The sequence below is a fragment of the Helicobacter sp. MIT 99-5507 genome, from assembly GCF_003364295.1.
GTDB lineage: Bacteria > Campylobacterota > Campylobacteria > Campylobacterales > Helicobacteraceae > NHYM01.
Window position 1 is genome coordinate 241,556 of sequence record NZ_NXLO01000001.1, and the last position, 12,939, is coordinate 254,494.

General features: G+C 27.9%; 17 protein-coding genes and 1 tRNA gene. 15 read left to right on the forward strand and 3 right to left on the reverse strand.

The features are described from left to right. Positions 1–3 precede the first annotated feature (3 nt). The gene (locus CQA42_RS01305) at positions 4–558 is read right to left on the reverse strand and encodes a class I SAM-dependent methyltransferase (protein WP_115582893.1); all 555 of its coding nucleotides are present in this window, start codon (positions 556–558) and stop codon (positions 4–6) included. A 110-nt stretch (positions 559–668) separates the two neighbouring features. Here CQA42_RS01305 and CQA42_RS01310 point away from each other — a divergent pair, with 110 nt between their 5' ends. The 8 genes from CQA42_RS01310 to CQA42_RS01345 all read left to right on the forward strand — a co-directional run bounded on the left by CQA42_RS01310 (position 669) and on the right by CQA42_RS01345 (position 5,672). Then, positions 669–797: a glycosyltransferase family 8 protein gene (locus tag CQA42_RS01310; protein WP_115583119.1), complete on the forward strand. Its 129-nt coding sequence runs from the start codon at positions 669–671 to the stop codon at positions 795–797. Continuing rightward, positions 763–1,767, forward strand: a complete 1,005-nt coding sequence (locus CQA42_RS01315) for a glycosyltransferase (protein WP_115582894.1) — start codon at positions 763–765, stop codon at positions 1,765–1,767. Before CQA42_RS01310 ends, CQA42_RS01315 begins: the two co-directional genes overlap by 35 nt. After that, complete coding sequence (locus CQA42_RS01320) at positions 1,764–2,036, forward strand: glycosyltransferase (protein ID WP_115582895.1); 273 nt, start codon at positions 1,764–1,766, stop codon at positions 2,034–2,036. Before CQA42_RS01315 ends, CQA42_RS01320 begins: the two co-directional genes overlap by 4 nt. Beyond that, complete coding sequence (locus CQA42_RS01325; protein WP_115582896.1) at positions 2,021–2,920, forward strand: glycosyltransferase; 900 nt, start codon at positions 2,021–2,023, stop codon at positions 2,918–2,920. Before CQA42_RS01320 ends, CQA42_RS01325 begins: the two co-directional genes overlap by 16 nt. Positions 2,921–2,960: 40 nt before the next feature. Then, entirely contained in the window at positions 2,961–3,971 is a 1,011-nt protein-coding gene (locus CQA42_RS01330; RefSeq protein ID WP_115582897.1) for a GDP-mannose 4,6-dehydratase, read from the forward strand. Positions 3,972–3,986: 15 nt separating this feature from the next. After that, on the forward strand, positions 3,987–4,166 hold the full coding sequence (locus tag CQA42_RS01335; RefSeq protein ID WP_115582898.1) for a hypothetical protein: 180 nt from the start codon (positions 3,987–3,989) through the stop codon (positions 4,164–4,166). A gap of 151 nt (positions 4,167–4,317) precedes the next feature. After that, positions 4,318–5,235, forward strand: coding sequence for a DUF563 domain-containing protein (locus tag CQA42_RS01340; protein ID WP_115582899.1), 918 nt, complete (start codon positions 4,318–4,320; stop codon positions 5,233–5,235). Positions 5,236–5,294: 59 nt separating this feature from the next. Beyond that, positions 5,295–5,672, forward strand: a complete 378-nt coding sequence (locus CQA42_RS01345; RefSeq protein ID WP_115582900.1) for a group III truncated hemoglobin — start codon at positions 5,295–5,297, stop codon at positions 5,670–5,672. 5 nt (positions 5,673–5,677) lie between these two features. Here the strand turns inward: CQA42_RS01345 and prfA are convergent, their stop codons facing one another. Together prfA and rpsT are read right to left on the reverse strand one after the other, a co-directional pair. Beyond that, positions 5,678–6,736, reverse strand: coding sequence for a peptide chain release factor 1 (gene prfA / locus CQA42_RS01350; RefSeq protein WP_115582901.1), 1,059 nt, complete (start codon positions 6,734–6,736; stop codon positions 5,678–5,680). A gap of 42 nt (positions 6,737–6,778) precedes the next feature. Further along, positions 6,779–7,048 (reverse strand): 30S ribosomal protein S20, encoded by a 270-nt coding sequence (gene rpsT / locus CQA42_RS01355; RefSeq protein ID WP_115582902.1) that lies wholly within the window; start codon positions 7,046–7,048, stop codon positions 6,779–6,781. A 149-nt stretch (positions 7,049–7,197) separates the two neighbouring features. Here rpsT and glmM point away from each other — a divergent pair, with 149 nt between their 5' ends. The 7 genes from glmM to rpmI all read left to right on the forward strand — a co-directional run bounded on the left by glmM (position 7,198) and on the right by rpmI (position 12,895). After that, a complete protein-coding gene (gene glmM, locus CQA42_RS01360) occupies positions 7,198–8,520 on the forward strand; it encodes a phosphoglucosamine mutase (protein WP_115582903.1) in 1,323 nt (440 codons plus the stop codon). 3 nt (positions 8,521–8,523) lie between these two features. Then, on the forward strand, positions 8,524–9,000 hold the full coding sequence (lspA, locus tag CQA42_RS01365) for a signal peptidase II (protein WP_115582904.1): 477 nt from the start codon (positions 8,524–8,526) through the stop codon (positions 8,998–9,000). Positions 9,001–9,076: 76 nt separating this feature from the next. Continuing rightward, positions 9,077–9,152: transfer RNA gene (locus tag CQA42_RS01370), tRNA-Val, on the forward strand. Positions 9,153–9,183: 31 nt separating this feature from the next. Next, positions 9,184–11,001, forward strand: coding sequence for a threonine--tRNA ligase (gene thrS, locus CQA42_RS01375; protein ID WP_115582905.1), 1,818 nt, complete (start codon positions 9,184–9,186; stop codon positions 10,999–11,001). Continuing rightward, positions 10,998–11,525 carry a translation initiation factor IF-3 gene (infC, locus tag CQA42_RS01380; protein WP_115582906.1) on the forward strand — a complete coding sequence of 176 codons (528 nt, stop codon included), beginning with the start codon at positions 10,998–11,000 and terminating at the stop codon, positions 11,523–11,525. Before thrS ends, infC begins: the two co-directional genes overlap by 4 nt. Before the next feature lie 256 nt (positions 11,526–11,781). Next, positions 11,782–12,642, forward strand: a complete 861-nt coding sequence (locus tag CQA42_RS01385) for a transporter substrate-binding domain-containing protein (RefSeq protein ID WP_115582907.1) — start codon at positions 11,782–11,784, stop codon at positions 12,640–12,642. 58 nt (positions 12,643–12,700) lie between these two features. Continuing rightward, the gene (gene rpmI, locus CQA42_RS01390) at positions 12,701–12,895 is read left to right on the forward strand and encodes a 50S ribosomal protein L35 (protein WP_115582908.1); all 195 of its coding nucleotides are present in this window, start codon (positions 12,701–12,703) and stop codon (positions 12,893–12,895) included. The last annotated feature ends 44 nt before the right edge of the window (positions 12,896–12,939 follow it).

The window sequence follows — 12,939 nt, forward strand, 5'->3', positions numbered from 1 at the left end:
CTCCTATTTTTTGCAATAATAAACAAATGCAGGCGGTATATTTTGCCATATTATATTTGATGTTTTTACATCACCAAAAGTATGAAACACTCTTTTTTTAAACCACTTTGCATGAGGTGTAGGTATGATATATGCAAAAGTAGTAAAATATCCTCCTGGCTTTAAAGCCTTATAAATACTTCTTAGTATAACGCTTTGCTCTTTTATTGATAATAAAGCCCAAGGAATCCCAGAGACTATAATATCTGCATATTGCATATTTCTTTTTTTCATCATAGATTCTAGAAATTTTGCAGAACCTATTTCTATATCAAGTCCATGGAACTTTTTGTGAAGATTATTTGCTATTTTTGAGTTTATCTCAACAGCAAAAAAATTAGAATTTTGCTTTTTATTATTTATTATGTATCGCGTAAAAGCCCCAAGCCCTGGACCAATTTCTATGATATTTTCTGCATTTTCAATTTCTATATTTTTTAGCATAGCACGACTTAATTGTTTGGAACTAGAACATACAGCACCCGTTGTTTTTGGGTTTTTAATATAATGCAATAACAATAACTTTAACCTTATTAAAAAATAGTTGCGTATTATATCAAATTAAGAGAGCTATAAATAAAATAAATGATATGTTAAAATACCAAGATTTTTTAAAAATGAGAAGAAAAATGAAAATAATACCAATAATGTTTTGCTTTGATAAAAATTACTGCATACCTGCAAGCATAGCTTTTATATCACTTCTTTGCAATACAGCAAAATATGGCACTATGGGGGGGGGTAAAATCAGAATCTAAATTAGAATCTAGCAATAAAGAAAAATTATTTTACAAATTATATGTCCTGCACAATGATATAACAAAAGATTATCAAGACTTACTTCAAGATTCTATAAAGCCATTTAGTGATTTTTCTACTTTACATTTCATCAATACTAGCAATACATTTGCAAAACAATGGAGCGATATATCACATAAGGCGCATTATGCAAAAGAGATGTTATACAAAATACTTTTATCTAGCAATTTTCCAAAATACGACAAAATTATTGTCTCTGATGTAGATGTTGTATTTTTAGGTGATGTAAGCAAAAGCTTTTTAGAGTTTGACACAGATGATGATATTTATATTTCTGGTGTAAAAATGAATAATCCAAATGATTTATTTCCGCTTACCAACTGGAAAGAAGGCTATAAAAAGTTTAATGACAAAGAGCTAGAATCTATTCAATATGGCGTAGGCGGCGGATATCTTATAGCAAATCTAAAAAAATGGCGTGAAGATAATATAGAATCCAAGATGATTGATTTTTTGCAAAATAATGCAAACAAACTCATACAAGCCGAACAAGATATCTTAAATATAATCTGCTATCCAAAGATTGGCAAACTCTCTCCTGCTCATATTGTAGGTAATGCTATGTGGGAAATCTATGGAGAATCTTGGGAAAAATACAAACCAAATGTATATTTATACGATGAGCTAAAAGATGCTAGGCTAAATCCGATACAGATACACTATATAGGCGATTGCAAGCCATGGCATACGCCAAGCACACCAAAAAGTGATATTTGGTATAAATATCTAGCACAAAGCCCATTTGCAAAAATCCACTTAGAGAATCTAGAAAATATTATCATCAAAAAATATTTAAAAACAACCCTGCCATATAGAATAAAATCTTATATAAAAAGAAATCCTACTTTTCTTCTGCAATATAGATTCTACACAAAGGTATTAAATAAAATAAAAAGGAAATATTTATGAAAAAAATCAATGGAAAAGATATGCTTCAAATTTATGATAATTTTAAAAAATACAAACATATAGATTCCAATCTTATTTTTAAACAAGAAAATATAGATATAAATAATATAGACTTTACTATTGCAATACCAACTTTTAAGCGACTTAATACACTAAAAGAAGCAATAGATTCTGCTCTAAATCAAAATATAGATACAAAATATGAAATCATAGTAGTAGAAAATTGCGATGATATGGGGGGGGGGGAAGTAAAATACAAAATCTCTTAGAATCTAACTACAAAAATAAACTTAGCTTTTATAAAAATCATAAAAATCTTGGGCTTTTTGGTAATTTCAATAGATGCATTGAATTAGCAAATGGAAAATGGGTGTGTTTATTGCATGATGATGATATATTGCTTCCAAATTATCTAAAAGAAATGCAAGAAAGAATAAAAATAATAGATAAAAACACTTCTCTTATAAGCCATAGGGCGATATATTTTGGCAATCTTTCTTTGATTAATTATAAGCAAGATGAAAATATAATAAAATCTTATATAAAACATAAGATTCCAATATTATTTATATTTTTAAAAGCAATAAAGCAAATATTTATAAAAAAGATTATCTATTCTATATTTCATATCAAAACATATAAAGAATTTGATACTAGAGATTTTGATTATATTTGCAAATACAATCCACTGCATCCCTCTGCCCTACTCCACAATAAAGAGCAATGTATAAAACTTGGTGGATATAACGATAGTTTTTACCCTTCGGCTGATTGGTTTTTTCATGCTATTTGTGCAAAATATACAAAAGTCTATCAAGATTCTAGATTCTTAAGCAAATATAGATGGGAAATAAATACTTCATTTGAATATCAAACATTATTGCAAGGAAGCATGATGGATTTGGTATTTATACGAGATAATCTAATAAATAATAGCATTAAAAATACTATTATTTATCACAAATATCAAATGATTTATAAAATTGATGATGAAAATTTAAGAGAAAAGATAATAGAAAATCTCAAATTTCAAGATTTTAAATATCCAAAAAAACCTAGTATGCTAGATAAAATAATTTATAAAATCCATACAATGCACTGCGTTGAATTATGGAAAGCAGAAAATGATATAGAAAAATTGGGAGAAAAATAAATTATGATAAAATAATGCATATTTAAATGCGAGATGGAATATGATTTATTTAATCACTGGTGGTTGTGGATTTTTAGGGAGTAATATAGCAAAGGATATTTTAGATAATTCAAATGATGAATTAATCGTATTTGATAATCTTTATAGAAAAGGTTCTAATTTAAATTTAGATTTTTTAAAAGAAAGTGGTAGAGATTTTACATTTATTCACGGGGATATAAGAAATTTCTATGATATTTCAAAAGTTATCATTGATTTTAAACCAGATATAGTTTATCACCTAAGCGGACAAGTAGCTATGACTACATCAATAGCCAATCCAAGATTTGACTTTGAAGTCAATGCAGTAGGGACATTTAATATATTAGATTCTATTAGACAATTTAGCAAAGATTCTATTGTAATTTATTCATCAACAAATAAAGTCTATGGTGATTTAGAAAATTTTACATATAAAGAAACTGCTAAAAGATATATCTGCGAGGAATATCCTTATGGTTTTAGTGAGGATATTGGCATAGATTTGCATTCTCCTTATGGATGTTCAAAAGGAATAGGTGATATGTATATGCTTGATTTTCATAGAATCTATGGTGTAAAAAGCATTGTCTTTAGGCATTCATCTATGTATGGTGTAAGACAATTTAGCACTTATGATCAAGGTTGGATAGGATATTTTATAAATGAAGCAATAAATAACAATGAAATAACAATATCTGGCAATGGCAAACAAGTAAGAGATATATTATATGCCTCTGATATGGTAAGATTATATTTAGATGCACCAAAATATATAGAAAAAATGCAAGGAAATGCCTTCAATATAGGGGGAGGATGGGATAATAGCCTCTCAATATTAGAGTTATTTGATATTTTAGAGGAAATATTGGATATAAAGATAAAATACCATATAGCTTCTCCTAGAGCAAGCGATCAAAAAATATTTGTAGCAAATTTAGATAAATTAAATAGAATTATGCCATTTAACCCAACAATTAATAAACAAAGCGGAATAAAAAAGATGATTGAATGGGTAAAATCTAATAACTAAAACAAGGAATTAAATATGGATTTTTTACATTTAAAAATAGATTCTAAGATAAGCAAGGATAGCCTAGAGTATAAAAGCCTAATAGATGAAAATAAAAATAGAAACATAAAAGAGCTAACCTTGCAATATATAAACAATAATCCACAAAATTGGGGGGGGGCAGCAAGAAAATCTATTAGAAATAATAGAATCTAAAAATACTCCTAGAGATTATTTTATACCAATTAGAGGTTTTGAAATATACCATTTAGATGCTGGCTATATTGGGCTATGTGGCGCCGTATATGATAGTAATGGAGAATATGTATTCAAAGACAATAAAAAAGTCTATCAAGCACTGCAAGGAATGTTTGATTATTATAAACATTTCAATCTATTTAAAATTAGAAAACTTGGACATTTAAAAGGATTTGTAAAAAAATGGATATATATACTTACAAATCCAAAAGAAAGCCTACAAAAAAGAAGGATTCTAAATAGCAATAAAGCAAAAATTATGTGGTTTGAATCTGCTTACAAAAATATGTATCATTCGCTTTTTCAATACTATCCTAGTTTGGTTATGATAATAAATCATATGAAGAAAATAGGAATTAATGATTATTTTGTAATATGCCCCAAAAAAGATTCATATTGGTATGATGCAGTATTTGAAGAATTATTGACTTTACAAGGTATAGATGAAAACAAACGTATATATATAGATGATTGTAATATAAGTGCAAAAAATATTTATTATTCATCATTTCCAAATGAAATACCATCTATCATTAACCAGATAATAAAACAATTACAAGATTCTTTTAATGATGATAAATTTAATTTTACTAATAGATTATATATATCAAGAAAAAAATCACAAGTTAGATTCTTATCAAATGAAGATGAAATAAGAAATATATTAGAAAAAGAATATGGATTTAAAACAATATATATGGAAGATTATAATTTAAAAGAAAAAATAAATATTATGAAAAATGCAGAAATCGTCATAAGTATCGATGGAACTAGTCTAGTTAATGCACTATTTTCTAAAAAACAATGCAAGATGATTGGACTTAGATTACATAGCCTAACTGAACATATGTTTGTAATGAGTGCAATGTTTGACAATATTTCATATTTGCCAATAGTGTGTGATTTGGATGAAGAAATACTTGATAAAGGATATAATAATGACTGCCAGTGGCACTCTAGCAATATATACATAGACCCTATATATTTAAGAGAAAAGCTAGAAGTATATGAGGTAAGTAAAATATAGACTTTTAGCAATATTGGCTACAATATGATTTTTTTAATAGAATAATACAAAGGATAAATATGATTTATAGCGATATTAATAAAGAAAGTATAGATAAATTGATGGATATTTTCTATGATAAGATAAAAAGCGATAATAATCTAGGTCCAATTTTTAAAAGCAAAATTGGTGAAAGCAAAGAAGCGTGGGATAAACACAAAGATAAAATTAGTAATTTTTGGCAAGGACAAATACTTGGAGAAGGAAATTACAGAAGGCAGCCAATGAAAACTCATATAGAGCTACCACCATTTCCACAAGAATTTTTTAATATATGGCTAGATCTATTTTCTCAAAGTCTAGATTTGGTATTTGATGATAATTGTAAGGCTGTATTTCTAAAAAGAGCACAAATGATAGCAAATAGCTTTCAAAATATGATATATAAATATCACTAAGATCTCTATTCTTGCACACTTAAGCTTTGCATATGTGCAAGAAGCGGATTTATAACCAAGTCAAGATTCCCAGATAACATAATCTCTTCTAAACTATAAAGTGTTATTCCTGCTCTATGATCACTTAAGCGATTTTGTGGATAATTATAAGTTCTTATTCTCTCACTTCTATCACCACTACCAACCTGCTCTTTTCTATTTTGGCTTTCAAGTTGCATTTTTTCTTCAAGCTCTTTTTCATAGATTCTAGCTTTTAGTATTTTTAGCGCTTTGTCTTTATTTTTATGCTGTGATTTTTCATCTTGCATTGATACACTAATGCCTGTTGGGATATGTGTAATACGCACTGCAGAATCTGTAGTATTTACACTCTGCCCTCCATGTCCTCCACTACGAAATACATCTATTTGCAAATCATTTGGATTAATATTAATCTCAATATCCTCAACTTCTGGCATAATGGCAACTGTGACTGCCGAAGTATGGATGCGACCTTGAGATTCTGTATCTGGCACTCTTTGAACTCTATGTGTGCCACCTTCGTATTTTAGCCTAGAATAAACGCTATCACCTTTGATAAGAGCAATAACTTCCTTGTAACCACCTACATTATTTTCACTTGAACTTATTATTTCAACTTTCCATCTCTTAGATTCTGCATATCTACAATAAGCTTTAAACAAATCACCAACAAATATTCCAGCTTCATCGCCACCAGTGCCAGCACGGATTTCTAAATATACATTTTTATTACTATTTGGATCTTTTGGAATAAGGAGAAGCTTGATTTCTTCTTCTAAATCTACTTTTTTAGATTCTAAAATCTTTATTTCTTCTTTTACTAAATCACCTAATTCTTTATCATCGAGCAGTTCTTTATTATCTTCAAGGCTTTTTAAAACAGCTAAATATTCTTTTGCCTTCTCAACCAAAGATGATAAATCACTCTGCTCTTTTGTAAGCTTGCTAAGTAGCTTGACATTAGATAAAACCTCAGGCTTTATTAGCTCTTGATTTATATTATCATAACGTTCAATTAATGGAAGTAGCTTATCAACAATCATAAAATTAGACTAATATCTTAAAACTATAGAATCTAAAAATTTTTAAGCTTTTGCTATTTTTTTAACACTTGCATTTAATCTTGAAACTTTTCTTGCAGCGGTATTTTTTGATAATATACCTTTGCTTGCAAATTTATGAAGATTTTTATTTGCGATTTTTAGTGCATTGTTTGCATCTTCAATATTACCGCTATTAACAGCTTCTCTTACAGCTTTTATGATATTTTTAATTTTAGTTTTATAATACCTATTTCTTTGAGTACGTTTTAATGTTTGTCGTATTCTTTTTTCAGCTGATTTATGGTTTGCCATTATATTATTTTTCCTTCATTGTATTTTTAAAATTATAAAGTCGTGATTCTCGCACTTTTTTATTTAAAACAAAATTAAAATCTTTAAAAAATCTAAATAGTTTTTAGCTAAAATTTTTATTTTAGAATTTTAGCAAATAGGTGTATATTTTGAAAATTTTTGGAACTGATGGTATTAGAGGCGAAGCAGGAATAGATATTACCCCATTTACAGCGATGCGAGCAGGACTTGCAATTGGTATATATCTAAAAAGAAACACAAATAGAATCTTGATAGGAAAAGATACAAGACGAAGTGGATATATGATAGAAAACTCTCTTGTGTCAGCATTAACATCACTTGGATATGATGTAATACAAATAGGTCCTATGCCAACTCCAGCAGTAGCATTTCTTACAGAAGATATGCGTTGTGATGCTGGAATTATGATTAGTGCAAGTCATAATCCATACTATGATAATGGAATAAAATTTTTCAATCATAATGGATATAAATTTGACAAAAAAGAAGAAAAAGAAATAGAAACAATCTATAATAATTTGGATATTTTAAAAAGCCACTTTAAAAATAAAACAGATATTGGCTCATCAAAAAGAATTGATGATGTGATTGGTAGATATATAGTCCATATCAAAAATTCTTTTCCAAAAAACTTAAATCTAAAAAATATAAAAATTGTCGTAGATACAGCAAATGGAGCAAGCTATAAAGTCGCACCTATTATTTTTAGTGAACTCGGAGCAGAAGTAATAACAATAAATGACAAACCAAATGGCTACAATATAAATGAAAATTGCGGGGCAATTCACCCAGAATCTTTATGCAAAAAAGTAAAAGAAGTTGGTGCGGATATTGGTTTTGCTCTTGATGGTGATGCGGATAGATTGGTCGTTGTAGATAATAGTGGAAATATAGTAAATGGCGATAAATTGCTTGGAGCATTGAGTTTATATTTAAAAAATCAAGGCAAATTGCAAAATAATGGAGTTGTTGCAACAATAATGAGCAATATTGCATTAGAAGAGTTTTTGGATAGTAATGATATAAAATTAATTCGCTCTAATGTTGGTGATAAATTTGTATTAGAAGAAATGATAAATCATTCATACAATTTTGGGGGTGAGCAAAGTGGGCATATCATCTTTAGCAATTATGCAAAAACAGGTGATGGAATCCTTAGTGCATTGCAGACTTTAGCATTAATGCTAGATTCAAAACAAAGTAGCATACAAATCCTAAATCCTTTTTTATTGCATCCTCAATTACAAAAAAATATTGATATCAAACAAAAAAAACCTTTAGAAAATATGAAAGAAAAATATATATCACTTATTCCAAATAATATTCGACATATTATTAGATATTCTGGCACAGAAAATAAGCTTAGAATCCTACTTGAAGGAAAAGATAAAGATATATTAGATTCTACAATGAAGATATTAATAGACTTTTTTAATAAAGAGATCAATTAAAATATGAAACAAAAAATCTTATTTTTTATTATTGCTATTTTTATTATCATAATAGATCAAGCAATAAAACTATGGATTTTAAATCTTGCAAAAACTACAAATCCAATATTTGAAACAAATTTTATTGATATTATTTTGGTTTATAACAAAGGTATGGCATTTTCACTTGGGAGTTTTTTGGGAGTTAGCCTAAAGTGGATTATCCTTTTGCTACTAATAATCACAAGTATTTTAGTAATAAAAAGTAAAGATTTTTTTAATAAATATTATATTGCACTTGGTGCAATAATTGGTGCTGGTTTTGGTAATGTAATAGATAGATTTATTAGAGATGGTGTTGTAGATTATATCTATTGGCATTATGGATTTAAATTTGCTGTATTTAACTTTGCAGATTCTATTATAAATATTGCAATTATATATTTATTATTAGATTATGTATATAATAGCTATAAAACAAGAAAGCCTAAAATAAACTAAAATGCAAAAATATTTAGTATTTTTATTTATAAAATTTATTATAATTAGCACTTGTTTTTTAAAAGCATTTATTTTTGGTCGCGTAGCTCAGTTGGTAGAGCACTACCTTGACATGGTAGTGGTCGCTGGTTCAAGTCCAGTCGTGGCCACCATAAAATCATATAAATAAGGCATAATAAAAATTTGGAATTAATTGGTTTAAAAAAAGATAATGAAATCTTTGATTTACAAACAGCAGAGGAATTGAAATTTAATATTGATGAATACCAAAAAATCTATTTTGATAATTCAAAAGATGCACTAAGTATCATTAGGCATTCTTGTGCTCACTTGATGGCTCAAGCAATAAAACAACTCTATACAAATGCACAATTCTTTGTTGGACCTGTTGTAGATGAAGGATTTTATTATGATTTCAAAGTAGATGAAAAAATAGGTGTAGAAGATTTAGCAAAAATTGAAGATAAGATGAGAGAATTAGCTAAAAAATCATGTCCTATTAAAAAAGAATATATGGATAGAAAAAAAGCCATAGAAATATTCAAAGATGATGAATTAAAAATGGCAGTTATTAAAAATATCAAAGGTGATACATTTAGCATATATAAGCAAAATGACTTTGAAGATTTATGCAGAGGTCCTCATATTCCAGATGTAAGATTCTTATCATATTTCAAGCTTACAAAACTAGCAGGTGCATATCTAGGTGGTGATGAAAATGCAGAAATGCTAACTAGAATCTATGGTATTGCATTTGCAACAAAAGAAGCTCTCAAAGAATACAATTTTATGATGGAAGAAGCTCTAAAAAGAGATCATAGAAAATTAGGAAACGAATTACAACTTTTTGCATTTGATGAAGATGTTGGCGCAGGGTTGCCAATATGGCTACCAAGAGGTGCTAGGATTAGAAGAAATATAGAAAATATACTTACAAAAGCACTAATCAATCAAGAATATGAGCCTGTAAGGGGTCCAGAAATATTAAAAAGTGATTTATGGAAGATTAGCGGACATTATCAAAATTATAAAGAAAACATGTATTTTACAAATATCGATGATATAGAATATGGAATCAAGCCTATGAATTGCCTAGGGCATATTAAAGTATATCAAAGTGATGTTAGAAGTTACAGAGATTTACCGCTTAGATTCTATGAATATGGCATAGTTCATAGACATGAAAAAAGCGGGGTCTTACATGGATTGCTTCGTGTTAGGGAATTTACACAAGATGATGCACATATATTTTGCAGACCAAATCAAATAAAAGATGAGATTGTATCAATTGTGCATTTTGCAAGCAAGATTATGAAAATTTTTAATTTCAAATATGAAATGGAAATCTCAACAAAACCGCAAAAATATATAGGTAGTGATGAAATATGGGAAGAAGCTACAAATGCACTAAAAGAAGTCCTAGAATCTAGCGGTATTAATTATAGCATTGATGAAGGTGGTGGTGCATTTTATGGACCAAAGATTGATATAAAAATCACTGATGCAATAGGCAGAAAATGGCAATGTGGAACAATTCAAATTGATATGAATTTACCAGATAGATTCAATCTTGAATATATTGATGAAAATAATATCACACAAAAACCAGTAATGATACATAGAGCGATACTTGGAAGTTTTGAGAGATTTATTGCGATTTTAACAGAGCATTATGGTGGAGAATTTCCAGTATTTATAGCACCAACACAAGTTGTTATTATACCTATCGATAAAGAAGCGCAAGATTATGCTAAAATCATTCAACTAAAACTAAGAGAAATTGGAGCTTATGCAGAGATAAATCTAAAAAATAATACACTAAATAAACGCATTAGACTAAGTGAAAAGCAAAAAGTGCCATATATCGTGGTTATAGGACAAAAAGAGGTTTTACAAAAAGAATTATCAATTCGAGATAGAATAAAAAAAGAACAATATACATTAAAACAGGAGGATTTTTTGAATCTAATTAGCAAACAACTAAATGAGGTGTATTTTTGAGCAAAGAGAGTACATTATTAAATCAAAATATAAAATTTGATAAGGTTAGATGTATAGGAAATAATGGAGAGCAACTAGGGATTATCTCATCAAAAGAAGCACAAAATATAGCTGATGATGCTGGTTTAGATTTGGTATTAATTGCTGCTGACGCAAAACCACCTGTATGTAAAATCATGGATTATAAAAAGTTTTGTTATCAAAGAGATAAAAAAATAAAAGAAGCAAGAAAAAAACAAAAACAAATAGAAATAAAAGAAATCAAGCTATCAACTCAAATAGCACAAAATGATATTAACTACAAAGTAAAACATGCAAAGGAATTTTTACAAAGTGGAAAACATGTAAAATTTAAAGTATTTTTAAAAGGTAGAGAAATGACAGATCCAAAACAAGGATTTAATGTCCTTTATAAAGTAATGGAAATGTTGCAAGAAGAAGCCAATACAGAAGATAAGCCTATATTAGAAGGTAGATATGTAAATATCACTCTTACTCCAAAAGTAAATAAAAAAGATGTGTAGAAATTATTAGAATCTTTTAACTTACTATTATCTTTTGTATAGATAATAGTAAAAATAATACTTTATAGGCAATACAAAGAATCATACAAAATATACAAACATTAACTTTTTATACAACTAGATTCTACTATTGATTTTTATACAATCTTTTATTTTATATATTACAAATTAAAATTTATTATTTTATATATTTTTAAAGTTATTTTGTGAAAATACCAACTTCTATTTTATATAAATATTAACTTAAAGGAATAAAATGAAAAATATCATAAAACTAATATCAATATTTTTTATTGGGATTTTTTTTATTGCTTGCGATGATAATCAAAAGGATAAAGCTCAAAGTGACAACCAAACAATATCAAATGATACATCACTAAGTGATATCATCAAAAAAGATAAAGTGGTAATTGGTGTTTTTGGGGATAAACCACCATTTGGTTATTTAGATAGCGATGGTAAAAATCAAGGCTTTGATGTATATATAGCAAAAAGAGTAGCAAAAGAATTATTAGGTGATGAAAATAAACTTGAATTAGTCCTTGTTGAGGCACAAAATAGAGTTGAATTTTTAAGATCAAATAAAGTTGATATTATATTTGCAAACTTTACTCAAACAAAAGAAAGAGAAGAAGTTGTTGATTTTGCACTTCCTTATATGAAAGTTGCTTTAGGTTTAGTATCTAAAAATGGAGAAATATCAAATTTAGAAGACTTAAACAAAAAAACTTTGATAGTAAATAAAGGCACAACAGCAGATTTTTATTTTAGCACCAATTATCCAGATATAAAACTTCTAAAATTTGACCAAAATACAGAGGCATTTTTAGCTCTAAAGGATAATAGAGGTGATGGATTGGCACATGATAATTTATTACTTTTTGCATGGGCAAATGAAAATCCTCCATTTGAAGTTGGTATAACTCATATTGGAAATGATGATGTTATCGCTCCAGCAGTAAAAAAAGGTAATACAGAATTATTAAATAAGCTAAATGAGATTCTAATAAAGCTTGGAAAAGAAAATTTTATACATCAAGCCTATGATGCAACATTAAAAGATGTATATGGTAAAGATATAAAAGCAGATAGTGTTGTCATTGAGAATAAAGAGTGATAAATTTTATTTTTTAATGATATAATGCGAAGTTTTAATTTTACAAAGGAGGAAATAAATGCCTAAAATGAAAACAAATCGCGGGGCAGCTAAGAGATTCAGAGTAAAAAAGAATCTTATAAAAAGAGGCACTGCGTTTAAAAGTCACATTTTGACAAAAAAATCACCAAAGAGAAAAGCAAATTTAAATGCTCCTCATTATGTTGATGATACAAATGTGAAGCAAGTTAAAAAACTTTTATGTATGGCATAATAGTTTAATCCCCCATAATGGGCAAGTGAAGCTTAAAGGCTACC

Excerpts from the sequence above, each read along its gene's own strand:
- CQA42_RS01310 (WP_115583119.1), top strand. The coding sequence starts at position 669 with ATGAAAATAATACCAATAATGTTTTGCTTTGATAAAAATTACTGCATA.
- CQA42_RS01315 (WP_115582894.1), top strand. The coding sequence starts at position 763 with ATGGCACTATGGGGGGGGGTAAAATCAGAATCTAAATTAGAATCTAGC.
- CQA42_RS01320 (WP_115582895.1), top strand. The coding sequence starts at position 1,764 with ATGAAAAAAATCAATGGAAAAGATATGCTTCAAATTTATGATAATTTT.
- CQA42_RS01330 (WP_115582897.1), top strand. The coding sequence starts at position 2,961 with ATGATTTATTTAATCACTGGTGGTTGTGGATTTTTAGGGAGTAATATA.
- CQA42_RS01335 (WP_115582898.1), top strand. The coding sequence starts at position 3,987 with ATGGATTTTTTACATTTAAAAATAGATTCTAAGATAAGCAAGGATAGC.
- CQA42_RS01340 (WP_115582899.1), top strand. The coding sequence starts at position 4,318 with ATGTTTGATTATTATAAACATTTCAATCTATTTAAAATTAGAAAACTT.
- CQA42_RS01345 (WP_115582900.1), top strand. The coding sequence starts at position 5,295 with ATGATTTATAGCGATATTAATAAAGAAAGTATAGATAAATTGATGGAT.
- prfA (WP_115582901.1), bottom strand. The coding sequence starts at position 6,736 with ATGATTGTTGATAAGCTACTTCCATTAATTGAACGTTATGATAATATA.
- rpsT (WP_115582902.1), bottom strand. The coding sequence starts at position 7,048 with ATGGCAAACCATAAATCAGCTGAAAAAAGAATACGACAAACATTAAAA.
- lspA (WP_115582904.1), top strand. The coding sequence starts at position 8,524 with ATGAAACAAAAAATCTTATTTTTTATTATTGCTATTTTTATTATCATA.
- CQA42_RS01385 (WP_115582907.1), top strand. The coding sequence starts at position 11,782 with ATGAAAAATATCATAAAACTAATATCAATATTTTTTATTGGGATTTTT.
- rpmI (WP_115582908.1), top strand. The coding sequence starts at position 12,701 with ATGCCTAAAATGAAAACAAATCGCGGGGCAGCTAAGAGATTCAGAGTA.